Genomic DNA, 26656 nt, shown 5'->3' with positions numbered 1-26656 from the left:
ATACTGCTCTTTCCAGCACCCATAGGGCCGATTAAAATAATTCTTTCTTTTTTATCAAATGACATCGTTAAATACCTTGAAAATCTGAAAGAATTTTAAACTATTTTTGTATTTTGTCCTATGACTTTGTAGAAAAATACTGCTGTTTTGCAATTTTTATAATGACTATTTGACTGACATAATAATCATATTACAAAGTACACAGAATTATCTTAGATAAGAAAATTGTATTCAAATTTGTATATTCGAAGACAAACAGTTTTCTTCTTAAGATTTATCAATTTCATTTAATCTAAAACTTCAATGTGAAATTCTCTTCATTAATAATCACATAACGTTCGTTATATCAAACATAGAAATAGAAAAATAAGGTAATATTTTGATAAAATGTGTGTCAGTTTTTTCATAAATATATGAGGCCATTTTGTGCTACGTAAAATAATAAATTTCGCTTTCTGGACTGGACTTTTTTCTGTAGGTGCAAGCGGTGTTGCAGGTGCCGCTATTTATTATCAAACTTTAGGTGATCTTCCTGATGTAGCAAAATTAAAGGAAGTTACATTCGAAACACCTATGAAAGTATATTCTGCAGACAACAAACTCATTGGAGAATTTGGCGAAAGCAAACGTATTCCTGTTTCTATTGATAAAATCCCTGAAAAATTAAAACAGGCTTTTATTGCAATTGAAGACAGCCGTTTTTACGAGCACTCAGGTATTGATCCTATCGGTATTGCAAGAGCTGCTATCGTATCTGTAAGTAAAGGCTCAGCAAAACAGGGTGCTTCAACCATTACACAGCAGGTTGCAAGAAACTTCTTTTTAACAAGAGAAAAAACTTTAAAAAGAAAACTAAAGGAAATCTTCATCTCCTTAAGAATCGAACAGGTTCTTACAAAGGACGAAATATTTGAACTTTATCTTAACAAGATCGCATTAGGCCACCGTTCATATGGTGTTGCAGCTGCTGCTCAGACATATTTTGGAAAAAATCTAGATGAACTTACTCTTGGACAGATGGCTACAATTGCAGGTCTTCCAAAAGCACCATCAACATTAAATCCAATTTCCAATCCTAAAAGATCAAAAGAGCGCCGTCATCTTGTACTAGATAGAATGTACACTTTAGGATTCATCACAAAAGATGAATTTGAAAAGGCTGACAATGAACCTTATAAAGCTGAATTCCATTCAAGTAAGCTTGAAGGTTATGCTCCATATGTTGCTGAAAAAGCTCGTCTTGTTGCTCTTGAGAAGTTTGGTGATTCTGCCTATACAGACGGTATCGAGATTTATACCACTGTAAATACAAAAGATATGCAGGCAGCTCACGATGCTGTATTCAAGGCTGTTACAGAATACGACACAAGACATGGCTACAGAGGTGCTTTGGAGAATATTGATCTTAATAAACTCAAAGCCAAAAATGAGTTTGCGCTTGAAAACTATCTTTACTACAAGGATATCTACCACTATATCAAACCAGCCCTTGTAACAAATGTTAATGATAAAGAACAGAATCTTTCAGCAATAGGCAGAAAAAATGAGGAAGTTATCATTAAATTTGAAAATCTCAAGTGGGCTGCACCATTCATCTCAGATAAGCGTCAAGGTCCTTTACCTAAGCATGTTTCAGATGTTGCAACTGAAGGTGATCTGATTTATTACTACACTAATGAAACAGGTGAAAAAGTTCTGACTCAGGTACCTCAGGTAGAAGCTTTACTTATAGCCATAAATCAGTATGATGGCGCAATCAAGGCTATGGTTGGCGGCTATGATTTTGCAAAAAGCAAACTTGACAGAACAAGTCAGTCTACAAGACAGACTGGTTCTAACTTCAAACCATTCTTATACTCTGCAGCTGTTGCTAAAGGTATAAACATCAATACTGTTTTCCAGGATGAGCCTATCAAGACATGGGATCCTGGTTCAAGAACATGGTGGTCTCCTAAGAACACTCCTAACAGATATGATGGAAACATGACCTTAAGAGAGGCTCTTGCCAGATCAAAGAACGTGGTTTCCATAAGACTGATAAGACGTATTGGTGTTCACAATACAGTTGAGCATGTTCAGAAATTTGGATTTAATGTTCCAAAGTCTCAGCAGGTTGAATCAATGGCTTTAGGCTCTGTTGAGGTAACACCTCTTCAGCTTGCAACAGGCTATGCTGTTTTCTCAAACGGCGGCTACAAGGTTGAACCATACCTGATAACAAAGATCGTTAAAAATGGTGAAGTTGTATATACACATACACCAAAGCATGCTGATCCTCTTGCACCGGATCGTATTAAAAACTCAATTTCCCTTGAGTACAACAACGTGGAAGCAGTTGCAGATCCTAATTCTTATGAACAGGTACTGTCACACAAAAATGCATATATTGTAGCTGATATGATGAGCTCAGTAATATACGGCGGTGAAGGTATCTCAGGTCCTTATTACGGAACTGGTGGCCGTGCATACAGAACAACAGGCAGAACCGATCTGCATGGTAAAACAGGAACAACTAATAATGTTCATGATGCATGGTTCTCAGGTTATAACGGGCATATTACAGCTACTGCCTGGATGGGTTTTGATACTGACAGAGATCTTGGTTATTCAAGATTCACAGGTCCTGAAGGCGGTGCATATTCTGCTCTGCCTATCTTTGCTGAGTTTATAAGACTATCTCAAAAAGATCTTGAAATGGCACCGCTTCCAGTACCAGAAGGTCTTGGTAAGTGTACAGTTGCAGGTATCACAGACTGGTGCACAAAAGGTTCAGGCTCTTTAAATGATGATGACAGTCAGAGCGATACTCAAGAGCAGAATGAAAATGAACAGGAACAGTCAGAACAGGCAAAACCTGAAGATAAGATCGATACATCAAACATTACTGACGATAATATTTTCTAAAAGGTATAAATAATTGGACGATAAACTAATTCTTTCTGTACAGGATTTAGCAGAAAAACTAAATGTCAGTGCCAGTACTGTCAGAAACTGGCTTAAGCTGAAAAAAATCGATCCAACTGTTTATATTGATAATGAGCCTTTTTTCGATCAGGTTTCACTTAAGGATATTAGAAAAAAACTGCTCAGTGCTGATAATGTAGCCTTAAAGAAGAGAAGAAATAAAACTCTTATTAAGGGTAACAAACTGTACTCATCATATGTAACAGAAAACTGCATTAATCTTGATACTGTAAAACAGATTGTCGAACAGATCGAAATAAGACATATCGATCTGAGCGATGATCTGATATTAGCTCTAATCACCGACTGTGCTATTAAGCTTATCCTGTCAAAGCAGAATAAACTAACTAAAAAGGACAGTATTTTCAAATATGCAAAAGGAGCCTATAAAAAAGACAGATTTATGTTCCTTGTAGATGATCTGCTTTTGCTAAATCCTTTTGTTTTAAACTGTATTGATCTTTATCCATTCTTGTTTGAATATTCTTATGAATACGAACAAAAAGAGGATATCCTAGGTTTACTTCAGATTTCTCTCTCATCTTTAGGCACAAGAAAAGCAAAAGGCGTTTACTACACTCCTACAAGAATCGTATCTGTAATGTGCGAAAAACTCTTTGCAAATTATGAAGATGGAAAGACTATTATCGACCCTTGTGCAGGTACTGGTAATTTTATTTTGCAGCTTGATGATTCAATAAGCTATGAGAATGTTTATGGTAACGAGATTGATCCTCTTACAGCTGCCATTGCCAGAATCAACTATGCTTTAAAATATGGTATAAGCGACAGAGAAATCCTAAAAGAGCATATAACGAATTATGATTTTCTTTTTGAAAAAACAGATAAGAAATTTGATTACATCATTTCTAATCCTCCTTGGGGATATCTGTTTAATGAAAATCAAAAGCAAGTACTAAAAAATGTATTTTTGTCTGCCAAGACAAAGAATATTGAGTCATATGATGTCTTTCTTGAAAAGGCTATTTCAAGCCTCAAGGATGGGGGATCTTTAAGCTTTGTTCTTGCTGAGGCAATTTTAAACGTTGCAACTCATAAAGCAATCCGTCAGATAATCATAGACTCAGGAACAATTGAATATCTTGAATATCTTGCAAATGCTTTTGATAACGTTCAGTGTCCGGCTGTTGTTATGCAGATTAGAAAAACCAACAAAAAGCTTGATACTTCAGGAATGGTTGTCCGTCTGTCTCAAAAAGAAGAGCCGTTTGTTATTAAGACAAGTCGACTTGTAAACTCTGATTTCTTTTCTTTTAACATAACAGATGAAGAATATGAGCTTATTGAAAAACTAGAAAAAGCAGACAACCGATATCTAAAAGACAATGCAGATTTTGCTTTAGGAATCGTTACAGGAAATAATGATAAATATATTTCCTATTACAAGTTTGATGATAATGAAATGGTCTTAAGAGGCTCTGATGTTTTCAAATACTCAGTAGCTAAAACACAAAACTTCATTACCTTTAAACCAGAGCAATTCCAGCAGGTTGCAAAAACAGAGTTTTACAGAGCTAAAGAAAAGCTTCTGTACAGATTTATCTGCTCACAGCTTGTATTTGCCTATGACAACAAGCAAACCCTTTCATTAAACAGCTGTAATATTCTTATACCTAAGATCCCTGATCTTAGTATCAAGTACATAATGGCTATTCTTAATTCATCAATAATGCAGTTTTACTATCAGCTGAAGTTTAACTCTGTAAAGGTATTAAGAAACCACTTAGAGCAGCTGCCTATTGTTTATTGTGACGATAAGACTCAAAAGACAATTGAAGATCTGACAGATAAGATAATTTCGTCAGATTCAAATGATGAAAAACAAAGAACTTATGAAAAGATTGATGAAATTGTTGCTTCTTTATATGGCCTATCAGACAAAGAATTTGAACTTGTTAAGAATAAGGCAATATCTACAGTTCTTTTATAAATGATCATTATCAGCAGTTAAACTAAACTGCTGATATCTTAAGTCTTAATGAAGAGTATTCTGAATTTTTACACTCTCTTGTCACAAACAAATCACCTAATCCTAAAATCATATCTTTATTGTTAACAGATCTAATCAAAGGATAAATGTCTCTGTTCCAAACAGGAATACCAAACTCACCAAAAAGCTTTCCTATATCTCTTGAATGAGCTCTTTTCTCTGGATGAACAATGATAGATTTTGAGTAATTAAAATCAAGAACAACACTAGCAGATGATGGTTTATCATTACTCATATCAAAGTAAAGTTCATATGTATAGTCACCAAGTGTTATCTTTTCACCAAGTGCTAGAACATATTCACCCTTTTGTGGCTTTTGAGTGTTTTTAACTACATAAATCTTTTTCTTATATCTTTTTAAGAACAGATCATCCTCAAGTTTAACTAAAGCTAACTGATCGTTAGATATTTTGCAAAGATTTATAGCTTCAAGAACTGTATTAAGCTCTGGTGGCATTAAAGTATATTCACTGATGAAAAGACGCATAACATGAGTTATTAAAGCTTCATCATCAAGATTTAATGTTGAAAAATCAAGTGATGCGCTCTTTGCATCATATAGTGGCTTGAATATACTTGTTGCATATCTTGCAGCAAGATCATGCTCATATGCACACAGTTTCTGTGAACGCAAAATTGCATTATCAATTTTAGAAAAACGCTCTCTTAGTAAAGGTAACACCTTAAGACGCATAAAGTTTCTTTCAAACTTCATATATGTATTTGAAATATCAAATACATAGTCAAAACCAAGAGCATTGATAATTTCAATGATCTTATCCTTTGTTAAATCAAGCAGCGGTCTTACAATTGTTCCTCTTGAATCATTTATGCAGTAGCGCATTCCTGATAAACCATAAGGACCAGAGCCTCTTTTTAAAGCTAAAAGAAAGTTCTCTACCTGATCATCTGACTGGTGGCCAAGCATAAGGATGCCATCTTTTGATTCTTTTAATAAGGCAGAGTATCTTTCCTTTCTTGAACTGTCCTCTGGAGAAACACCATTTCCATAAACAATATGAAGTTTTGGTGTAGAAATCTCTATATCAAGTTTTTCACAAAGCAAAGTACAATGTTTAAACCAGATAGGATCATCTGCATCTAAACCATGAACACAGTGAACTGCTTTAACAGAGAATTCCTTGTTGAGATTTCTGATATGGTGAGCTAATAAAAGAACTAAGGTGGAGTCTGCTCCACCTGAGAGGCCAACAACTAATTTTGTTGGACTGAAAGTATTTAAGAATTTAAAGGCCATCTCATCAAGAATGGCCTTTGCATTAGAGATTAACAATATCCGTACTTCATTAAACGAGTGAATCTCTGCTCAATAAGTCTATCTGATGACAGAGTTGATAACTCAGCGATATCATCAAGTAGTCTCTTCTTTAAGTTCTCAGCCATCTCATCATAATTTCTGTGTGCACCACCTAATGGCTCGGTTACAACATTATCGATTAGACCAAGATCTTTAATTCTGTTAGCAGTAATATTCATAGCTTCAGCAGCTAAAGGAGCCTTTTCAGCAGACTTCCAAAGAATTGAAGCACAGCCTTCTGGTGAAATTACTGAATATGTTGAGTACTCAAGCATATTAACTCTATCACCAACGCCGATAGCTAATGCACCACCAGAACCACCTTCGCCGATAACTGTACAGATTACAGGTACCTTTAAATCAGACATCAGTTTTAAGCTCTCAGCAATAGCACCTGCCTGAGAACGCTCTTCAGCGCCAACACCAGGATATGCACCTGGAGTATCAATAAAGGTAATTACTGGAATATTGAATCTTTCAGCAAGTTTCATCAGACGCATTGCCTTTCTGTAGCCTTCAGGACGTGGCATACCGAAATTACGCATTGTACGGGCTTTAATATCTCTACCCTTCTGATGACCGATTACCATAACAGGACGACCATCTAAACGAGCTAAACCACCGATAATAGCCTTATCATCAGCAAAAGCTCTGTCACCTGCTAACTCATGGAAATCAGTGAAAATACGGCTTACATAGTCTAATGTGTAAGGACGCATTGGATGACGTGACAGCTGTGAAATCTGCCAGTCAGTTAAAGATGAAAAGATCTTCTTTGTTAATTCAAGATTCTTTTTCTCAAGCTGATTTAATTCTGCTGTCAGATCAACACTTGAATTTGAATCTGCACTCAGACGCTTTAACTCTTCAATATGAGCTAATAAGCCTGCAATTGGTTGTTCAAAATCTAAATAATTAATGTTCATCATGTCGATTCAGCCTCATTGATCTGATATAAGTGGTGTGAATTTTACTACATTTTGACTACTGAAAAAAGTGCTTTATACAATTTGTCAGATATCACACCATCATCGTATTGCTACAACGTATAAGTTTATAAAACATTAAGATCAGAAGAACTCATCAGTATCTTCTTGATAGGACCATAACTTTTTCTGTAAAAGTCTAGAATTGGAAGTGTTTTTAGTAATTCTAAGTGTCTAGCTGTTGGATACCCTTTATGCTTTGCAAATTCATATTCTGGGTATTTTCTGTCAAGTTCATACATCTGTCTGTCGCGCTCTACCTTAGCAAGAATAGAAGCAGCTGCGATCTCTGCTACTCTTGCATCCCCCTTTACAACAGCTTCCATTTTAATTGGAAGATCTTTTGGTGTCTTGTTTCCATCAACAAGCATAAGATGACAGTTATGATTCATATTTAAATATGCCCTTTTCATTGCTTCTAAGGAGGCATTTAAAATATTTAGCGAATCAATTTCTTGAGGAGTACAGATTCCGATGCCATAAGCTAGAGCTTTTTCCTTTATAACAGGCTCTAACAAGTCACGTTTCTTTTCAGACAGTTTTTTAGAATCATTCAATCCATCAATTGGATTATTTCTATCGAGAATAACGCAGGCAGCAACAACATTACCCATAAGAGGACCTCTACCAGCCTCATCAACACCACAAATGCAGTACTGATTAGGATCTATAGGATATACAAAAGGAGGTAACTCTTTTTTCATGGTTATTTTTTATCAGTTTGTTGTTTTGCAACTTCCTGATTTGCCTGAAGCTGTTTTTCTAAAAGCTCTTTTTCAGCCTGTTTTTTAGCATGATTTGAAATGACCTTGAATACTGCATCACAGGCAAGTTCATCTGAATTGCAACGCATGCACTGATGAATATCAGTAAACTGTTTTTTCATCAGAAGATTATCTGAGTTCAGAAGATTTACCATCTCATCTGACAGATTCTTAGAAGTACAGTTTTCCTGAATAAATTCTTTAACAACTCTGTTTTTAGCAATCAGATTAGGTAGAGAATATGTATCAATCTTCAGTAATCTTCTAGCTATCAGAGCTGATATAGCACTAACCTTGTATGCAACAGCAAATGGAGTTTTTAAAAGCATAGTCTCAAGTGCAATTGTTCCGCAGGTTAATAAAGCAGCATCTGCAGATGCAATAACATCCTGAGTATTTCCGACAAAAACTGTTAAGGAAAGATCAGGTGCAACCTCAAGCCATAAATCTTTTACAAGCTCTGCTGTTTTGTATGAAGGCACAGTACATATAAATACTGTATTTGGTAATTTTTTCTTAACCAATCTAACAGTATGTGCATAGATTGGTAGCATTTTTGTAATGATACCTTTTCTTGAACCAGGAAGAATAGCCATAACCTTGTCTTTAACAGGTTCAACTGAGCTTTTTTCAAGACTGATTCTCTCTCTAGCATTCTGCTGAGATACCTGAAGAGGGATCATATTAGCCAGAGTATGACCAACATAGGTACAGCTCATCTGATGTTTAGCATAAAACTCTGGTTCAAATGGAAGCAGAGCTAAAATCTCATCACATGCAGCTTTTATCTTGGTGATTCTGCCTTCTCTCCATGCCCAAACGGATGGGCTTACGTAGTGAACAGTAGGTATTCCCTCATTCTTAACCTTCTGTTCTACGTAAAGATTGAAGTCTGGAAGATCAATGCCAATATATACGCAAGGTTTTGCATCTAGGATGTTCTTTACAAGACGAGTTCTGATTTTAAGTATCTTTGGTAGCTTTAATAGAACTTCAGTAATTCCCATTACTGCAAGATCATCTATATTAGCACAAGAATGTAACCCCTGATGAATCATCTTAGGTCCACCTATGCCAATAAACTCAGCTAATGGATCTCGTCTTTTGATAGCCATCATAAGGCCTGCACCTAAAGTGTCTCCTGATGGCTCACCTGCAACTAATGCGTATAAATGAGGATTGGCAGATAATGGCATTAACGAACAATACCTCTTCCATTTGCCTTTAAGAAATCTACTAAAGGCTGAACTTCACTATGCTCTAAAGCTAGTTTTTCAATTTCAACAATAGCTTCTTCTATGGTTAAATGCTTCTTGTATAAGAATACATAAGCATTGAAGATTGCACTGATTGCCTCTTTAGAAAAACCTCTTCTCTGGAGCCCCACCTTATTGATGCCGAAAGGTTTTGCATAGTGGCCTGCTGCCATAACATATGGAGGAACATCCATATTAAGAGCAGCCATACCGCCTACCATTGCATGGCATCCTACTCTACCAAACTGATGAATTGCAGCTAAGCCACCAAATACAACGTAATCGTCAATGGTAACATGACCTGCTAAAGTTGCATTATTTGAAAAAATACAGTGATTTCCAATAATACAGTCATGAGCTACATGAGTATTAACCATGAATAGGTTGTTTGAACCTACGGTTGTTGTACCATTTCCCTGTACTGTTCCACGATGCATTGTACAATGCTCACGAATAACATTGTTATCACCGATAGTTAATGTTGTTGGCTCGCCAGCGTACTTTAAATCCTGGCAACCTTCACCTATAGAGCAGAACTGATAAAAATGGTTGTTCTTACCGATTGTGGTAGGACCTCTAACTATACAAAATGGCTCAAATATACAATCATCACCAATTGTTACCTTTCCTTCAATGATTACATTTTCACGGATAGTAACATTCTTGCCGAGCACAACATCTGGACCAATGATTGCACTAGGACTGATATTTCCTGTTGCTTGAGTCAATTTATCCACCTTGATTTATTAGTGCTTTGCGCACATTAAGTCAGCCTGACAAACAACTTTGCCGTCTACACTTGCAACACCTCTGAAAGAAGCGATGCCACGCTTTTCCTTAAAGTATTCAACGTCTAAAACTAACTGATCGCCAGGAACTACAGGACGCTTGAAACGGGCATTATCAATAGCAGCAAAATAATATAACTCGCCAGGATTTGGTTTACCAACCATAGTAAATGCAAGAATACCTGTTGCCTGAGCCATTGCCTCTAGGATAAGAACACCAGGAAGAATTGGTTTACCTGGGAAGTGACCCTGGAAGAATGGTTCGTTGAAAGTAACATTCTTGATTGCACGTAATGTTTTGTGCTCCTCGGTAATTGAATAATCAAGAACACGATCAATCATTAAAAATGGATATCTGTGTGGCAACAGATCCATAATTTTTTCAACGTCTAATGTATGGGTGGTATCTACGGTATCAGTCATCGTTCACCTCTTAGTTGTTAATATTTTCTGAAAGCTTTTGAACCTGCTTTTCAAGTTCTGAAATCTTATGATACATCTCATTGATGTGCAATGTTCTTGCAGCGGTAATACGCCATTCCTTGTTAGTCTGTGCAGGAATACCTGATGAATAAACACCAGGTTTTTCAATAGATCTCATAACCATACACATTCCGCTAACAGTTACACCATCACAAATTGAGATATGTCCGTTGAATACGGATGTTCCGCCAATAATACAGTATTTACCAATTGTAACAGAGCCGGCGAAGGTTGTACCACCTGCAACAGCTGTACCATAACCAATATGAACATTATGTGCAATCTGACATAAATTGTCGATTATCACATTATCTTCAATTACTGTATCGTCGATTGCACCTCTATCAATACAAGTACATGCGCCGATTTCAACTCTGTTTCCAATTACAACACGTCCAGTCTGAGGGATTTTAATCCACTCACCGCGCTCATTAGCATAACCAAAGCCGTCACCGCCAATTACGGTTCCAGACTGAATTAAACATTTTTCGCCAATAACGCAATCGTGATAAACACTAACGTTTGGATATAACCTTGTACCTGCGCCTATCTTAGCATTAGGTCCAACAACAACATTTGCACCTAACTGAACATTGTCACCAATTACAGAGCCTTTCTGAACATAGACATTAGGACCTAATGATACATTCTTTCCAATAACTGCACCTTCTTCAACAACTGCTGATGGATGAACATCTACAGCTATCTGAGGTGTTGTATCAAGTAACTGAGCTACTCTTGCAAATCCAACATATGGATCTTGCATTACTAATGCCTGAGTCTTTACATGCTCGACATCAGATTCCTTAACTATAACTGCTCCTGCCTCTGATAGAGATAAAACCTCACGGTACTTAGGATCAGTCAAGAAGCTTATCTGATTTGACTTAGCTGTCTTGAGGTTTGCAACTGATACAATTTCAATTGCACCGTCACCTACAAGCTTTGCGCCTAGTTTTTCAGCAATATCCTTTAATAGCATATTATCCTCGGCTATTGATTATTTCTTGTTAACTTCCTTTGAGCTCTTTAATTTTGAAGCACGTGCAATAACGTCCTCAGAAATATCAACTGCAGGAGTTGCAAAAACAACAGTCTCACCACGTACAACTAAATCAATACCACGCTCTTTTGCGATTCTATCGATAGCTGTCTGAACTAATCTGCCTAACTTAACTTCGATCTCACGCTCTTTTTTCTGTGAATCTTCCTGTAAAGCCTGTGATTTTAAATCAAAATCAGCTTTCATCTGAGCAAGCTTTCTATTAATCTCTGTTATACGCTCACCCTTTGCAGTCTGTAACTCTTTCTCAAGTTTCTGGCCTTGTTCCTGGATCTTTCTTAATTCTTCTGAACGTGGACCAAATTCTTTCTGAAGTGCAATAGTTGCCTCTTTTGCCTGAGGTAACTCTGACATGATTAAACGAATATTTACAACTGCAACACTAATCTTTGAAGCTGAAGGTTGAGCCTTGACTGCTTCTGATTTTGCTTCTTCGCAGAATGCTGCATTTGAAAGAACTGCTAATGATAATGCTGATGCTAATGCTAATTTTTTAAACATTTATATACTCCTTAATTAAAAACTGCCACCAATATTGAAGCTAAACTGCTGTGTATCATCGCCATCGTACTTCTTAATTGCCTTTGCAACAGTGAATGAAAGAGGACCCATTGGGGACATCCATATCACTGAAACACCAACTGATGTTCTGTATTTGCCAGGATCTGAGTAATCCTTTGTATAACAATCAGATCTTGTATCCCATAGAGCACCAGCATCAAAGAATACAGCTGTTCTAACGCTGCTCTTATAAGCTTCAGGAAGAAGTGGAGTTGGGACAATCACTTCAGCAGTAGTTGCCCAGAAAGCGTTACCACCTACTGAATCGCCAGACTCATAGTAGCCGCTACCGTCCGGTATAATATAAAGAGCCTTAGGACCGACAGAACTCTTCTTAAAACCTCTTAACCACTCTGAACCACCTAATGAGAAGTTATCAAAGAATGGCAGACATTCCTTTTCTCCATTCTTCTCACGATAACCGTTACCATAACCTACGCGACCTCTGAATGAAAGCACGTACTGATGGTATGTGTCGATTGGATAGAAATGATAGGTTTCAGCAGTTGCCTTATAATAATGCATATCTGAATTTGGTGTTGTTGCCATCAAAGACAGAGTCTGCTTGTTACCATCTGTTGGGAAAATACCTCTGTTAAATGTATTGTGAGTTAAATCTATACTTGCCTTATAGTTGGTAAAACTTGCAGATCTGTCTGAAACCTTACCGTACATTGAGAAGAATCGATCTGACTGCTCAAATCTTGTTCCCCTGTTCTGAATCTTTGTCTTCTCAACACCAAGATTGTAATTAAGATACCATGTTTCAGCTAAAGGATAACCAAGACTCATATAAGCTGCTACAGTCTTGTTCTTGTAGTTTACAGCATCTGTGTCATCTTCACCGTTATACTTATCAAGGAACACTCGACCACCTAAACTTACATTGTCAACTGTAAAGTAAGGATCGGTATAACCTATCTCAACATGCTTTGTATAGTCATTTTCATATGCGCTGATATGACCGTGATTACCTGTACCGAACAGATTATTCTGAGAAATATTAGCCTGAATTGTCAGACCTGAATCTGTACCAATACCTACACCACCTGCAATAGTTCCTGTAGGCTTTTCCTTTACGACGGTTGTCATGTTTACAGTATCATCACCTGCACCTACATTTTCAGTATTTACTGCAACAGTCTCAAAGTAACCAAGTCTGTTTAATCTTGCTTCAGACAGCTCTACAGCTTCGGTTGATAACCATGAGCCATCCATCTGCCTTAACTCACGTCTGATTACAGTATCATCTGTTACATCGTTTCCTGAAATCATTACCTGAGAAACATGAACTCTCTTACCTGGGATAACATTAAACTGCAATGATACAGTCTTTTCTTTTTCGTTATATACAGGATAGGCTTTTACTTGTGAATTTGCATAGCCATACTTACCTAATACAGAAGATAGTCTCTTCTCATTAGCAGTAATTCTTCTTTGGTTATAAATCTCGCCTTCTTCAATGCTGATTGCATCTTTAAGCTCGTTTGCATACTTTAAGGTATCACCTCTTACATCTGTTGAGCTGATTTTGTACTGATCACCCTCTTCAATGTTGATTGTCAGGTAGATACCCTTTCTGTCAGGAGTCAGTTCAACAGCTGTTGATACAACCTTGAAGTTAACATAGCCTCTATCCATATAGAATGAGCGTAAAGCCTCAAGATCTGCTCTTAATTTCTGACCATTGAAGCGCTGATTTGATAGGAAGTTCCACCATGGCACATCATCACGCAATTCCATCTGAGCTAATAAAACTTCTTCATCGAATTTTGTATTACCAACAATATTGATCTGTTGAATTTCAGCTGCCTTACCTTCGGTAATTTCAATCTTAATATCAGCTCTGTTTCTTGGCAGCTTTGTAATAACGGTTTTCACTCTGGCCTGATACATACCAGATGAATGGTAGAAATCTTCAAGTGACTTTTGGATCTGATTTAGTGACTGGGTATTTAAAGCCTCACCAGATCTTACACCCTGCTGATTGATAATCTTTTCAAGATCTTCTTTCTTGATATTGCTGTTACCGGAAAAATCAATCGCTCCGATTGTTGGTCTTTCCTTAACATTAACAATAAAGGTATTTCCGCTTCTTGAAAGCTTTACCTCATCAAAATCACCTGTTGCATATAACTGCTGCATTGCAAGTGCAATGTTTTCCTTTGTCATAAGGTCGCCCTGACCGAATGGTAGTGCTAGCAGTACTGCACCTTTAGATACACGGTTGATACCCTGTACCTGAATCTCCTTGATTACATCGTCGTTTGTTGCTGCACTCAATCCTGCAGGCATGACAACTGCCATGACAGCTAGTGATAGAGTTGCTAGTTTTAGGTAATTTTTACGTCCCATTTTTATGCCTAAAATTATAATTATTAAAAACCTTTTATATCATTGAATAATGCAAAAACTGTCAGTAATAACAGTAATAGCGCACCAATCGAAGTCAGCATCATCTGAATTCTTGGTCCAGGCTCTTTTTTGAATATTGCCTCATATGCAAGAAATACAAGATGACCACCGTCTAAAACAGGAACCGGTAATAAGTTCAGAATACCCAAGTTTACACTAATAGCACCAAGAAAACTAAAAAACATGATAAGACCAAAGCTTGCACTTTCCTGAGCACCTTTTGCAATTGCTATAGGTCCTGATACATTGTCTGCAGATATGCTTCCTGTTATAAGTTTTCCTGCTGATACGATTATTACCCTGGCCATTGATACAGAATCACCAATAGCCTTTACGAATCCGTCAACTAGACCATAATATACTTTCTTTGTTAAACCTTCAATTTTTTCAACTTTTGCAGATATTCCGACAAATGGTCTGTATTTATCAGTACCCCTTATCTGCTTTTTCTCTGGAATCAAGCTGGTCTGATAGATTTTTGTATCTCTTTGAACAACAAGAGTCATCTCATCGAAAGAAGAATTTGCAATAGCATCACTGACTCTGTACCAATTATCAGTACTGATGCCATTTACACTTAAAATTATGTCTCCGCTTTTAATAGATGCTCTGTAAGCTGGTGATCCATCAATAACCTTATCAACAACATTCAGAGCTTTTCCAAAGCAAGGACGAAGACCATTCTTCTCAAGAGGAGACTCATTTCTCATGAGAACAGAATCTTCAAGTGACATAGATAAGGTTCTCTTTTCACCTTTACCTAGATCAGAACGAACAACAACATCAAACTTTCCAGATGATCCGATGTTCTCGACAAAAGAGATCATTACATCTGACCATGATTCTGTATTATTACCGTTTACAGATTCAATTTTATCAAAAGGTTTAAAACCTGAAATATCTGCTTTAGAGCCTGGAACTACATCACCAACAATTGGTAGAGAATAGGTAATACCACTCATGTTTACAATAGTAAACAGAATGACAGAAAGAACTATATTAAAGAATGGTCCTGCTGCAACGATAATCGCTCTTTTTGCAACGCTCTGTGCTTTAAAAGCAGTTTTGCTTAGTGAAGCTTTCTCATCACTTGGGGCATCCTCCCCCTCCATCTTGACATATCCGCCAAGAGGAATTGCACTTATGGCATATTCACAACCGTCTTTGCCTGTTTTTTTCACAAGAATAGGACCAAAACCGATTGAGAACCTTAATACCCTCACGCCACAGGCTCTAGCTGCAAGGAAATGTCCTAGTTCATGAATGGAAACTAGAATTCCTAAGGCTAGAAGGAAATAGAAAATACCACCAAAAACGTTAACCATTAAGCTTTCCTATATAGTCAGCAGCACTCTTTCTTGCAGTTTCATCAATTGATAATACCTCATCAATGCTGCTTGGCTCTTTGCATGTATTAGAACAAAGAACTGATTCGACAACACGATAAATATCAGTAAATTTAATTTTTGACTCAAGAAAACTTGCTACAGCAACTTCATTTGCAGCATTTAATGCTGTTGTTGCACTCTGACCTGACTTACTTGCCTGCATTGCAAGCTTAAGGCATGGATAACGGGAAAAATCCGGCTCCATAAAAGTCAGAGAAGATAGCTTTGTAAAATCTAGTCTTTTCACTCCACTTGAAATTCTCTCAGGGAAACCTAAAGCAACTGCAATAGGAGTTCTCATATCAGGATTTCCAAGCTGAGCCATTACTGCACCATCCTCATATGAAACCATTGAATGAATAACGCTCTGTGGATGAATTACAACCTGTATATCACTATCATCTGCATTAAACAAATATCTAGCCTCAATAAATTCAAGACCTTTATTCATCATTGTTGCAGAATCAACAGAAATTTTTGGCCCCATAGACCAAACAGGATGAGCTACAGCAGTTTTTGCATCTACAAGTTCTAGATCCTTAATTGGAGTATCTCTAAAAGGACCACCTGAACCTGTTAATAAGATCTTATCTACATGTGCATTTTTCAAATCGCAAAAGCCAAGATTTTCCTGAACTTCGAAAGGAAGGCTTTGGAAAATAGCAGAATGTTCGCTGTCAACAGGAAGAACCCTTGCACCATATTTTTTTGCTGTCTCAAAGAAGATAGTACCAGACATGACAAGAGCTTCTTTGTTTGCAAGAGCAATAATGCAGCCTGTTTTTGCAGCAGCTATAAGAGGTCTTAAACCTGCAGCGCCAACAATAGCGCCAACGACAATATCAGCACTACCGTCACCTGCAAGAGTCTGAACACCATCATCACCAAAAAGGACTTCACATGGAAGTTGTAATTCCTTAACCCTCTTTAGTAGTTCTATTGCAGCCTTTTGAGAGCTCATTGCAACAACTTTAGGTTTGAACTCTCTTATACTATCAATCATTGCATCAATAGAAGTTGATGCTGCAAGACCATACACACTGAATAAATCAGGATGTCTTCTGATTACATCAAGAGTTGACTTACCTATAGAGCCTGTTGCACCAAGAACTGTTACGTATCTCATTAGAACAGAACTCCAGAGAATATATAAAGACTTGTTAAAAATACAGGTATAGCAGCTAACTGAGAATCAATTCTGTCAAGCATTCCACCATGTCCTGGGAAAATGGTTCCAGAATCTTTGATGTTTGCAAGACGCTTTAACATGCTCTCAACAAGATCGCCTACAACAGAGAAAACAATAGTCAGGACGCTTGCTGCATATAAAGCACCTTCATTTATAGCATACTGACCAAACCAGCCTAATTCTATAAAGATATAAAGACCGATGAGTGCTGTAACAATACCACCTATTAGGCCTTCAAGAGTCTTTTTTGGACTTACGTTTGGTAGCATTTTATGCTTACCAAAGAATCTTCCTGCAAAGTAGGCACCAGAATCAGCACACCATACTAAAGCCATAACGCTTAAAACTAAAAAACCACCAGCTTTTGGATCTGAACCATACTCACTGGCTCTTAATATCAATAGACCAATAACAAATGGAACCATCATCAAAAGTGCAATGATGGTATTAAAAACAATGCTCTTATGCCATGTTGTATTGCTAGGATACTTTAAAAGCAGTGGGATTGAACCTACCCAAACGATAAGGCCAGCTGCTACAGCATACTGTGCAAGTGGTGGAACACCAATACCGATGAATGTACCTGGTTCAACTAAAGCAAAGATAAGACTTAATACTATAACAGCTACTGCTAAGAATGGGATTCTGCTCTTATATCCTAATAAAGGTCCCATTTCATATGCACCAACAGCATAAATAAACAGAGCACCGATAGCAAAGATTTCAAAATTTGCTAAAAAAAGCCATGCTAAAGTGGCGCCAATTAATACAACTGCGGTTATTATTCTAGTTAGCATTATTTGTATCCTTAAGTTTTACCTGTTCGGAAGTCTGACCAAATCTTCTTTCTCGAGTATTATAGAATTCAACAGCTTTTATAAGCTCATTTTCATCAAAATCAGGCCATAATACATCTGTAAAATACAATTCTGCATATGCTGCCTGCCAAAGAAGAAAATTACTGATGCGTTTTTCACCGCCTGTTCTGATCATTAAATCGACATTCTGAACTGTACTCAGTCTTTGACTGAATAAATCCTCATTAAGTTCATTTATATTAATTTTGGATTGAGCAATATCTGATGCAAGAGATTTTGCAGCCTGCAAAATATCCCATCTGCCACCATAATTAGCGGCGATATTCAATGTCATGACATTACAGTCTTTTGTGAGCTCTTCAAGTTTTCGAATCTGGTTTTGAAGAATTGATGGAAAACGAGAAAGATCGCCTAGGATCTTTGTTTTGATTCCGTTTTCTAGCAAGGATTTGCTTTCTTTTTTAATTGCTTCAACAAACAAAGCCATTAAAGCATTAACCTCAATAGCAGGCCTTTTCCAGTTTTCACTTGAAAAAGCAAATAAGGTTAATTCTTTAACGCCTAATGCAACAGATTGTTTTATGACTCTTCTAACTGACTTTGCGCCTTCTTTGTGTCCAAAGACTCGCTGTTTACCACGTAATTGAGCCCATCTGCCATTACCGTCCATGATAACAGCTAAATGACGAGGAGCCTTCAAGCTCCCCGGTGAATTAGATGACATCTGCATAAAGTTAATTAAATTTCCATTAACTCTTTTTGTTTTGCAGCTAATAAATCATCTGCCTTTTTAATTGAAGAATCAGTAGCCTTCTGAATCTTTTCTTCTGCAGAACGCTGTTCATCCTCAGAAATTTCCTTATTCTTCTGAAGATCTTTGATTTCAGCATTTGCATCACGGCGAACATTACGGATTTCAACCTTGGTCTGCTCTACTTCGCCCTTAACGATCTTAACAAGATCCTTTCTGCGCTCTTCTGTTAATGGAGGAAGAGGTACACGAATTTCTGTACCAGCAACAACTGGGTTTAAACCTAAATCTGACTGCTGAATAGCCTTCTCTACGGCCTTAATTGCATTTCTGTCGAAAACAGTAATCTTTAAGGTACGAGCATCTTCAACGTTGATCTGTGCAACCTGACGAAGAGGTGACATGCTGCCATAGTAATCAACCATAATGCCATCTAGAAGACCTGGCTGTGCGCGACCAGTACGGATTTTGCTAAGACGAATATCTAATGAGTCTAAAGCTTTCTGCATACGGTCTTGAGCTTTCTGCTGTACGTCGTTTAACATTTTCGGGGCTCCTTATTAACTTACGAGTGTACCTTCTGATTCGCCTTTTGCAGCTCTCATGAAAGCACCGTCTTTACCCATAGAAAATACTCTGATTGGCATGTGATGGTCTCTTGCTAAAGCAAAAGCTGTTAAATCCATCACTTCTAACTGCTTTTCTATAACTTCATCAAAGCTAAGAGTATCATATTTTTGAGCACTCTTGTCTTTAAATGGATCTGCAGTGTAAACGCCATCAACTTTTGTAGCTTTGAGAACCTCAGAGCACTGAAGTTCAACTGCTCGTAATACGGCAGCTGTATCAGTTGTGAAGAAAGGATTTCCTGTGCCACCAGCGACAATCAGTGAAGATCCTGAATCTAAAATCTCACGGCCTAGTGTTGCTGAATACTGAGTGGAAATGGAAGGAACTCCATAAGCACTCATCAGCACACACTTACCACCCTGAGCTTTTAATTCCTCACGCATTGCAAGACCGTTCATTATGGTTGCAAGCATCCCCATCTGGTCTCCGGTAACTCTGTCAAAGCCAGCTTTCTGTAAAGCTGCACCTCTAAAAATATTACCGCCACCGATTACCAGAACGGTTTGAACACCTTCGTTCTGAACAGCTCTGATTGCCTTTGCTGTATTAGACAGAACAGATGGATCAATACCAAAACCATTGTCACCGCTTAAAGCTTCGCCTGAAATCTTAAGCAGAATTCTTCTTGTTTTGCAATTTAGCTCTGAGGACATGTTCATCTCCGCAAATTATTTCTGTGCGGCAGCTACTTGAGCCTGAACTTCAGCAGCGAAGTCAACAACAGCCTTCTCAATACCCTCACCTACTTCGAAGCGGATGAATGATACTGCATCAGCATTGTGCTCCTTTAACATCTGACCTACAGAAATCTCTGGGTTCTTAACGAATGGCTGACCAGTTAAAGAAACTTCACCAGTGAACTTCTTCATACGGCCTTCAACCATCTTCTCAGCAATAGCCTGTGGCTTGCCTGACTTCATAGCGATTTCGATCTGAACCTGACGCTCGTGCTCAACAACTTCTGCTGATACGTCTTCTGGCTTTACGAAATCTGGCTTAGAAGCACAGATGTGCATTGCAACATCCTTAGCTACTGACTCATCGCCACCCTTGATAACTGCAGCAACACCAATGCGCTTGTTTGAGTGAACGTATAAACCTAAAGTCTCGCCTTCCTTAGCTTCAACTAAAGCAACACGACGTAACTGTAAGTTCTCACCAATCTTAGCAACTAGAGCTGTTAAAGCATCAGCAACAGTCTGACCATCTAACTGAGCAGCCTTTAAAGCCTCAACGTCTGAGATGTTTGATGCTAAAGCTAAATCAGCAACTTTCTGAGCATAAGTTACGAACTCAGCGTTCTTAGCACAGAAGTCAGTCTCTGAGTTAACTTCTACTAAAGCAATCTTGTTAGCATTGTTTGCAACAGCAATGATACCTTCAGCAGCGGTACGGCCTGCCTTCTTAGCAGCCTTAGCAGCACCACTCTTACGCATTGCGTCGATAGCAGCCTGCATATTACCATCAGCAGCAACTAAAGCCTTTTTGCAGTCCATCATGCCTGCGCCAGTTGCATCACGTAATTCTTTAACCATAGCAGCGGTTACGGTAGCCATGTTTATATCCTCTTAATTTGTAAAAGGCCGGATTATACCGGCCTTTAATGTTTATAAAGATCTTTTACAAAAAAGCTGGCAAATTTATTTGCTTTGGCAAATATTATTCAGCCTTTGACTCTTCAGCCTTAGCCTCAGCAGCTAAAGCTTCCTTGTCCTGACGAACTGCATCTGCGCGAGCAGCGTTGATTGTCTCAACAGCGCCCTTTAAATACAAATCAACAGCACGGATAGCATCATCGTTGCCAGGAATTACGTAGTCAACACCATCTGGGTTGGTATTGGTATCAACGATAGCAACAACAGGAATACCTAAGTTGTTAGCTTCCTTAATAGCAATGTGCTCAACTTCAGCGTCGATTACGAATAATACATCTGGTAGACCGCCCATGTCCTTGATACCGCCTAATGAACGGTTTAACTTCTCAAGCTCACGGGTACGTAATAAAGCTCCTTTCTTGGTTAACTTCTCTAAAGTACCATCCTGAGTCTGGGTCTCAAGCTCCTTTAAACGCTTGATTGACTGACGAACAGTCTTCCAGTTTGTTAACATACCACCTAACCAGCGGTGATCAACATAGTACTGGCCACACTCAGCAGCAGCTGAACCAACTCTATCGCTTGCAGCACGCTTAGTTCCAACAAATAGAACCTTACCCTTATGAGCAACAGTGTTGCTTAAGAAGTTTAAAGCAGACTCATAGCACTCAACGGTCTTCTCTAAGTTGATGATGTGAATACCGTTACGTGCACCGAAGATGTACTGTTTCATCTTAGGATTCCAGTAACGTGTCTGATGACCGAAGTGAACACCTGCCTGAAGCATGTCGCGCATAGTGATTGATGACATATTGAATTTCCTCAAAATTTAGGGTTAAGCCTCCACTGTTCTCCTCTGTTAACCATAATGGCACCCAACATAAGGATTGGCTGAACAGTGTGCGTTTTCTTAAAAAATACAGATTGTATCGATAGTTAACAGATACAACACCCCTTTATCCACATAAAAAGGCAACATATTTTATCACGTTTCAAAGGGATTTATAAAAATTTCTTAAAAAAAATATCATCTTTTGTTTCATCAGTTTTCTTCAGTTTCGAATCTCTGCATTCAACAATAAAATCAGAACATTATTGCTCACTATTTTAGAAAAATTAGCTCAAAAAAATATATAATCTTTGATAGTTGAAAAATAAGGAATAAGCAAATGGATATTACATTAAAATCACCAAGTGAAATTGAAAAAATGAGAGCTGTTGGCGCTGCAACAGCCAGGGTACTTGAGATGATTGAGCCTTACATAGTACCAGGCGTAACCACAGATGAATTAGATAAGATCATGAATGATTACATTGAACAAAAAGAAAATGCAATCAGTGCTGATCTTGGCTATCAGGGTTATCCAAAGGCTACCTGCATTAGTATCAATGAGGTTGTCTGCCACGGTATTCCAGGTCCACACAAACTGCACAAGGGTGATATTGTTAATATCGATGTTACCGTATTAAAGGACAAATATCACGGCGACAGCTCAAGAATGTTCATTGTTGGCGAGACATCACCTCGTAATCAGCAGCTTTGTAAATGCGCTCAGGAAGCTATGTATGAAGCTATAAAAACAGTTCGTCCTGGTTCTAATCTTACAGAAATCGGTGCAGCTATCCAGAAAGTAGCTGATAAAGCAGGTTTCTCTATTGTTCGTGACTACTGCGGTCATGGCATCGGAAAAGGTTTCCATGAGGAGCCATCTGTTCTTCATTACAAGAACAATTTCAACTGTATCCTTGAAGAGGGAATGTGCTTTACCATTGAGCCTATGATTAACGCAGGAACCTATAAGTGCAAGGTTAACAAAAAAGATGGATGGACTGTTACAACAGCAGACAAACAGCCATCAGCTCAGTATGAGCATACACTTTTAGTTATACCAAACGGTGTTGAAGTTCTAACTTTAAGAAAGGACGAAGACTTTCCAAGGATCATTGTTCATTAGGAATAATTTATGTTTGAGACTATCAGTGTTCCAAGAAAAGTTATAGAAACAAATGTAAATGATGCTTTCCCTTTTGTTTCTAAAATTTCTGATATTTCCGATATCAAGCAATTCAGAGAACGTATTAGTGAATATAAAGAATACAGAATTCAATGCTTTGATAAAGGATTCAGAGTATCTGATCTGCTGAACTCTCAAACCAAAAGTCTTGATGATTTTTTGGCAAAGATTTTTGAAAAATATATCGCTCGTTTTGATTATCTTGCTCTTGTCGCTGTTGGCGGATACGGAAGAAAGGAACAGTTTCTTGAATCCGATATCGACCTTTTAATTGTCTCTAAACTTGATCCAATACCTTATGAAGCAAAAGAGGCTATTGAATCATTTATTTCTTTTTTATGGGACTTAAAACTCGATCTTGGCACTTCTGTCAGAACCATTAAAGAGACCATTCTTGCATCAAGAGAAGACATCACAATCATTACCAATCTTATTGAAACTCATTTTATCGCTGGAAATCAGAGCTTATATGAAGATCTTATTCACAGCATTACAGAAGACGATTTTTGGGATGATGAAAAGTACTTTGATGCAAAAGTAAAAGAACAAAACGAAAGATATCATGCATTCAGAGATACCATCTACTCGTTAGAGCCTGATATAAAAAATAATCCTGGCGGTCTTAGAGATCTGCATATTATGCAGTGGCTTGCTCTTAAAATTTACCATTTGGGCAAATATGACAATCTGCATACTATTGGACTTTTGACAAAAGAAGAATATGACGAATATCTTGCATGCCGTGATTTTCTCTGGGACGTAAGATATGCTATTCACTGCAATTCAAATTCGAATATCCTAAGATTGGATTTTCAAAAATCTATTGCAAAAACTTTAGGCTATGGCGACGAAGGAAATGCTCCTGTCGAAGCAATGATGCGTGATCTGTACAGAATCTTCCATAGAGTTCTTGAACTGAACAATATGGTTCTGCAACAGGTATCCATTGATATAAAAGGATATGTTGGTGACGAATTCTCAGAGCCTGTATTTTTGAACAACGCATTTGTTCAAAGAGGACAGTATATCGATGTAATTGATCATGAAATCTTCAAAAACGATCCTGAAAAAATGCTCGATCTTTTCCTTGCTATAGGAAGCCATCCTGAGATCAACAAAATCCATGTAAACTGCCTGAGAGCTCTTAGAGAAGGCAGAAGAGAATTAAAGGATCATCTGATTACTATTCCTCAGTGCAGAAAGAAATTTAAACAGATCCTAACTAGCACAGACAGTCTTCCTTTAGTACTAAGACTTATGCATGAAACCCATGTTCTGTCTAGCTATATGCCGCAGTGGGCAAGAATTGAAGGTCTTGCACAGTTTGACAGATTCCATCTGTTCAGTGTTGATGAACACACAATACGAGTGCTTTCAAATCTAAATGAACTTGCAATAAAAAGAGAGCCTATTTATCAGCTTTTTAGAAATGTCAGAAGAAAAATTGCAGATCCTGAAATTCTGTTCTGCGCAGCTTTATTGCATGACATTGCAAAAGGTAGAGGTGGCAGTCATGCAGCTAAGGGTGCAAAGGAAGCAGAAGCATTCTGTATTCTGCACGAATTTAATGAATATCAGACTAACCTAATTTCATGGCTGGTCGGTGCTCATCTGATGTTCAACACTACAGCAACTAGAAGAGATACCACTGATCTTGAAGTTATAAACAACTTTGCTGATTTCGTTCAGGATGAAGAACATCTCAACAATCTGTACTGTCTGACAGTAGCTGATATATCAGCCACAAATGACAATGTTTGGAATTCATGGCAGGACAACATTTTCAGACAGCTTTATCAGGCTACAAAGCTTGCTGTAACTCAAAGTGAAGCTGATCTTGTAAAGAGCATGCTCCTTCAAGCTAACGAAAAGAGAGAAAGAGCTATTGAAATAACAAGGGACTGCAAAAAGGACGATCTGCTTCGCTATATGCGACAGTTCCCTAATGACTATTTCATACACTATTCTGTTGAAGATATATCCTGGCATGCAAGAAATATCCTTAGATACAGAAAAAATGATGAGCCACTGATCCTGTTTTCTCAGACTCCTAACGTTGGTACTGAATTACTGTTCTATTACAAGAGCACATCCCCATCAATGTTCACAAACCTTGTAATTACAATGGCTGTAAAGCAAATGAACGTTTTTAGTGCACAAATCTTTTTAACGCACGATTTTCATGCATTGTGCACAATTATGTTCCAAAACAAAAAAGGACAACCTCTTGATCATGACCGCTTAAACGGCCTAAGAAAGGCTATTCTGACAGGGCTAAAAGAAGATAGCCAAGTACTTAATTTATCTACAATTAATCACAAAATTTTCGAGGTTCCAACCACCATTTCTTACCTCGATTCTAAGTCAGAAAAACAGACTAAACTGGAAATTTCTACGCTTGACAGACAGGGACTGTTAGCTAAAATCGGCATAACACTTGGTAATTTAGGATGTCTAATCAGAGCCGCTAGAATTACAACAACTGGCGAAAGAGCTGATGACTATTTTGCAATTACTGACAGTAACGGTCTTCCTTTAGATGCAAACAGAAAAGAAGAGTTAAGTGTTGCACTGAAGAAAGCTCTAGATGAGTAAAAGTTATGATCCGCCTAGGAGTATTTTAAATGTCTGTTCAGGATTTACAGGGTATTATTGAGAACGCTTTTGAGAATCGCGCAAACATCAATTCAAAAACAGTTTCAGCTGAATTAAAAGATGCAATTAATCAGGTTATCGATGCACTTGATAGAGGTGAAATCAGAGTAGCTGAAAAAGTTAATGGCGACTGGGTTACAAACCAGTGGATAAAAAAAGCTGTTCTATTATCATTCAGAATTGAAGACAATTTCCTAACAGAAGTTCCAGGTGGTGCATTCTACGATAAGGTTCCATTAAAGTTTGACGGCTATACTGCTGAAAGATTTGCAAAGGAAGGTATCCGTGCAGTTCCAGGTTGCGTTGTAAGACGTGGTGCATTCCTTGAAAAAGACACTATCCTTCTTCCATCATTTGTTAACATCGGCGCACATGTTGGTTCTGGCACCATGGTTGATACATGGGCTACAGTAGGTTCTTGTGCTCAGGTTGGTAAGAATGTACATATTGCAGGTGGTGCAGGTATCGGTGGTGTTCTAGAGCCAGTTCAGGCAGGTCCTACCATCATTGAGGATAACTGCTTTATCGGTGCACGTTCAGAAGTTGTTGAAGGTGTTATCGTAGGTGAAGGCTCAGTTATTTCAATGGGCGTTTTCCTTGGTAAATCAACAAGAATCTACGACAGAACAACTGGTGAAATCAGCTATGGCAGAATTCCTCCACATTCAGTTGTTGTTGCAGGTAACCTTCCATCAAAGGATGGCAAGTATTCCCTTTATGCTGCAATTATTGTTAAGAAGGTTGATGAAAAGACCTTATCAAAGGTTGGTCTAAACGATCTTCTTCGTCAGGCTCAAGAAGAAGTTTCTCACATGTAATAGTGTGTAATAACAGATCTTTAAAGGAGGCAAATGCCTCCTTTTTTCATATATCAGTGATTTCAGATTCTGTTATCTTCTTTATCACATTGGTACTATTATGTCTTCATCAATATCATCGTCACTATTGATGATATCATCTGGCAGACCATCTTTATCGTCATACTTATCCTGCTCAATGGTCATCT

Annotated in this window: 22 protein-coding genes; 5 read left to right on the top strand and 17 right to left on the bottom strand. The window is 37.8% G+C overall.

Annotation, left to right across the window (positions count from 1 at the left end; all coding sequences use genetic code 11):
• Positions 1-426 precede the first annotated feature (426 nt).
• Both ACJML3_RS05540 and ACJML3_RS05535 read left to right on the top strand, forming a co-directional pair.
• A complete protein-coding gene (locus ACJML3_RS05540; protein ID WP_406021333.1) occupies positions 427-2904 on the top strand; it encodes a penicillin-binding protein 1A in 2478 nt (825 codons plus the stop codon).
• A 13-nt stretch (positions 2905-2917) separates the two neighbouring features.
• On the top strand, positions 2918-4915 hold the full coding sequence (locus ACJML3_RS05535) for an N-6 DNA methylase (RefSeq protein WP_406021331.1): 1998 nt from the start codon (positions 2918-2920) through the stop codon (positions 4913-4915).
• A 22-nt stretch (positions 4916-4937) separates the two neighbouring features.
• On the opposite strand, the gene tilS is transcribed toward ACJML3_RS05535, so the two are convergent.
• The 17 genes from tilS to rpsB all read right to left on the bottom strand — a co-directional run bounded on the left by tilS (position 4938) and on the right by rpsB (position 21791).
• Positions 4938-6269, bottom strand: a complete 1332-nt coding sequence (gene tilS / locus ACJML3_RS05530; protein ID WP_406021329.1) for a tRNA lysidine(34) synthetase TilS — start codon at positions 6267-6269, stop codon at positions 4938-4940.
• A complete protein-coding gene (gene accA / locus ACJML3_RS05525; protein ID WP_406021335.1) occupies positions 6263-7219 on the bottom strand; it encodes an acetyl-CoA carboxylase carboxyl transferase subunit alpha in 957 nt (318 codons plus the stop codon). The genes tilS and accA overlap by 7 nt, the downstream gene beginning before the upstream one ends.
• A 128-nt stretch (positions 7220-7347) precedes the next feature.
• Positions 7348-7983 (bottom strand): ribonuclease HII, encoded by a 636-nt coding sequence (gene rnhB / locus ACJML3_RS05520; RefSeq protein WP_406021327.1) that lies wholly within the window; start codon positions 7981-7983, stop codon positions 7348-7350.
• A 2-nt stretch (positions 7984-7985) separates the two neighbouring features.
• A complete protein-coding gene (gene lpxB / locus ACJML3_RS05515; protein ID WP_406021325.1) occupies positions 7986-9239 on the bottom strand; it encodes a lipid-A-disaccharide synthase in 1254 nt (417 codons plus the stop codon).
• Positions 9239-10027 carry an acyl-ACP--UDP-N-acetylglucosamine O-acyltransferase gene (lpxA, locus tag ACJML3_RS05510; protein WP_406021323.1) on the bottom strand — a complete coding sequence of 263 codons (789 nt, stop codon included), beginning with the start codon at positions 10025-10027 and terminating at the stop codon, positions 9239-9241. Before lpxA ends, lpxB begins: the two co-directional genes overlap by 1 nt.
• An 18-nt stretch (positions 10028-10045) precedes the next feature.
• The gene (fabZ, locus tag ACJML3_RS05505; RefSeq protein WP_219936742.1) at positions 10046-10510 is read right to left on the bottom strand and encodes a 3-hydroxyacyl-ACP dehydratase FabZ; all 465 of its coding nucleotides are present in this window, start codon (positions 10508-10510) and stop codon (positions 10046-10048) included.
• A 10-nt stretch (positions 10511-10520) separates the two neighbouring features.
• Positions 10521-11552, bottom strand: coding sequence for a UDP-3-O-(3-hydroxymyristoyl)glucosamine N-acyltransferase (gene lpxD, locus ACJML3_RS05500; RefSeq protein ID WP_406021321.1), 1032 nt, complete (start codon positions 11550-11552; stop codon positions 10521-10523).
• Positions 11553-11570: 18 nt separating this feature from the next.
• Positions 11571-12134 (bottom strand): OmpH family outer membrane protein, encoded by a 564-nt coding sequence (locus ACJML3_RS05495; RefSeq protein WP_406017905.1) that lies wholly within the window; start codon positions 12132-12134, stop codon positions 11571-11573.
• Positions 12135-12149: 15 nt separating this feature from the next.
• The gene (bamA, locus tag ACJML3_RS05490) at positions 12150-14549 is read right to left on the bottom strand and encodes an outer membrane protein assembly factor BamA (RefSeq protein ID WP_406017906.1); all 2400 of its coding nucleotides are present in this window, start codon (positions 14547-14549) and stop codon (positions 12150-12152) included.
• Positions 14550-14572: 23 nt separating this feature from the next.
• A complete protein-coding gene (rseP, locus tag ACJML3_RS05485) occupies positions 14573-15934 on the bottom strand; it encodes an RIP metalloprotease RseP (RefSeq protein WP_406021319.1) in 1362 nt (453 codons plus the stop codon).
• Positions 15927-17123, bottom strand: coding sequence for a 1-deoxy-D-xylulose-5-phosphate reductoisomerase (gene ispC, locus ACJML3_RS05480; protein WP_406021317.1), 1197 nt, complete (start codon positions 17121-17123; stop codon positions 15927-15929). Before ispC ends, rseP begins: the two co-directional genes overlap by 8 nt.
• The gene (locus ACJML3_RS05475; protein ID WP_406021315.1) at positions 17123-17983 is read right to left on the bottom strand and encodes a phosphatidate cytidylyltransferase; all 861 of its coding nucleotides are present in this window, start codon (positions 17981-17983) and stop codon (positions 17123-17125) included. The genes ispC and ACJML3_RS05475 overlap by 1 nt, the downstream gene beginning before the upstream one ends.
• Entirely contained in the window at positions 17973-18734 is a 762-nt protein-coding gene (gene uppS, locus ACJML3_RS05470; RefSeq protein WP_406021313.1) for a polyprenyl diphosphate synthase, read from the bottom strand. Before uppS ends, ACJML3_RS05475 begins: the two co-directional genes overlap by 11 nt.
• Before the next feature lie 8 nt (positions 18735-18742).
• On the bottom strand, positions 18743-19300 hold the full coding sequence (gene frr / locus ACJML3_RS05465; RefSeq protein WP_219936725.1) for a ribosome recycling factor: 558 nt from the start codon (positions 19298-19300) through the stop codon (positions 18743-18745).
• Between the two features lie 15 nt (positions 19301-19315).
• The gene (gene pyrH / locus ACJML3_RS05460) at positions 19316-20038 is read right to left on the bottom strand and encodes a UMP kinase (protein WP_406021311.1); all 723 of its coding nucleotides are present in this window, start codon (positions 20036-20038) and stop codon (positions 19316-19318) included.
• 15 nt (positions 20039-20053) lie between these two features.
• Positions 20054-20941, bottom strand: a complete 888-nt coding sequence (gene tsf / locus ACJML3_RS05455) for a translation elongation factor Ts (protein ID WP_406021309.1) — start codon at positions 20939-20941, stop codon at positions 20054-20056.
• Positions 20942-21044: 103 nt separating this feature from the next.
• Complete coding sequence (gene rpsB / locus ACJML3_RS05450; RefSeq protein ID WP_406021307.1) at positions 21045-21791, bottom strand: 30S ribosomal protein S2; 747 nt, start codon at positions 21789-21791, stop codon at positions 21045-21047.
• A gap of 358 nt (positions 21792-22149) precedes the next feature.
• Here rpsB and map point away from each other — a divergent pair, with 358 nt between their 5' ends.
• From map to dapD, 3 genes are read left to right on the top strand one after another with little or no spacing between them, the layout of a single operon-like run.
• Positions 22150-22935 (top strand): type I methionyl aminopeptidase, encoded by a 786-nt coding sequence (gene map, locus ACJML3_RS05445; protein ID WP_406021305.1) that lies wholly within the window; start codon positions 22150-22152, stop codon positions 22933-22935.
• Positions 22936-22944: 9 nt separating this feature from the next.
• Positions 22945-25590, top strand: a complete 2646-nt coding sequence (gene glnD / locus ACJML3_RS05440; RefSeq protein WP_406021303.1) for a [protein-PII] uridylyltransferase — start codon at positions 22945-22947, stop codon at positions 25588-25590.
• A gap of 29 nt (positions 25591-25619) precedes the next feature.
• Positions 25620-26468, top strand: coding sequence for a 2,3,4,5-tetrahydropyridine-2,6-dicarboxylate N-succinyltransferase (dapD, locus tag ACJML3_RS05435; protein WP_406021301.1), 849 nt, complete (start codon positions 25620-25622; stop codon positions 26466-26468).
• The last annotated feature ends 188 nt before the right edge of the window (positions 26469-26656 follow it).

The sequence above is a fragment of the Succinivibrio sp. genome (assembly GCF_045124615.1).
In the GTDB taxonomy this organism is placed as follows: domain Bacteria; phylum Pseudomonadota; class Gammaproteobacteria; order Enterobacterales; family Succinivibrionaceae; genus Succinivibrio; species Succinivibrio faecicola.
Note: the sequence above shows the minus strand (reverse complement) of the source record. Positions and strands in the feature narration are given on the sequence as shown.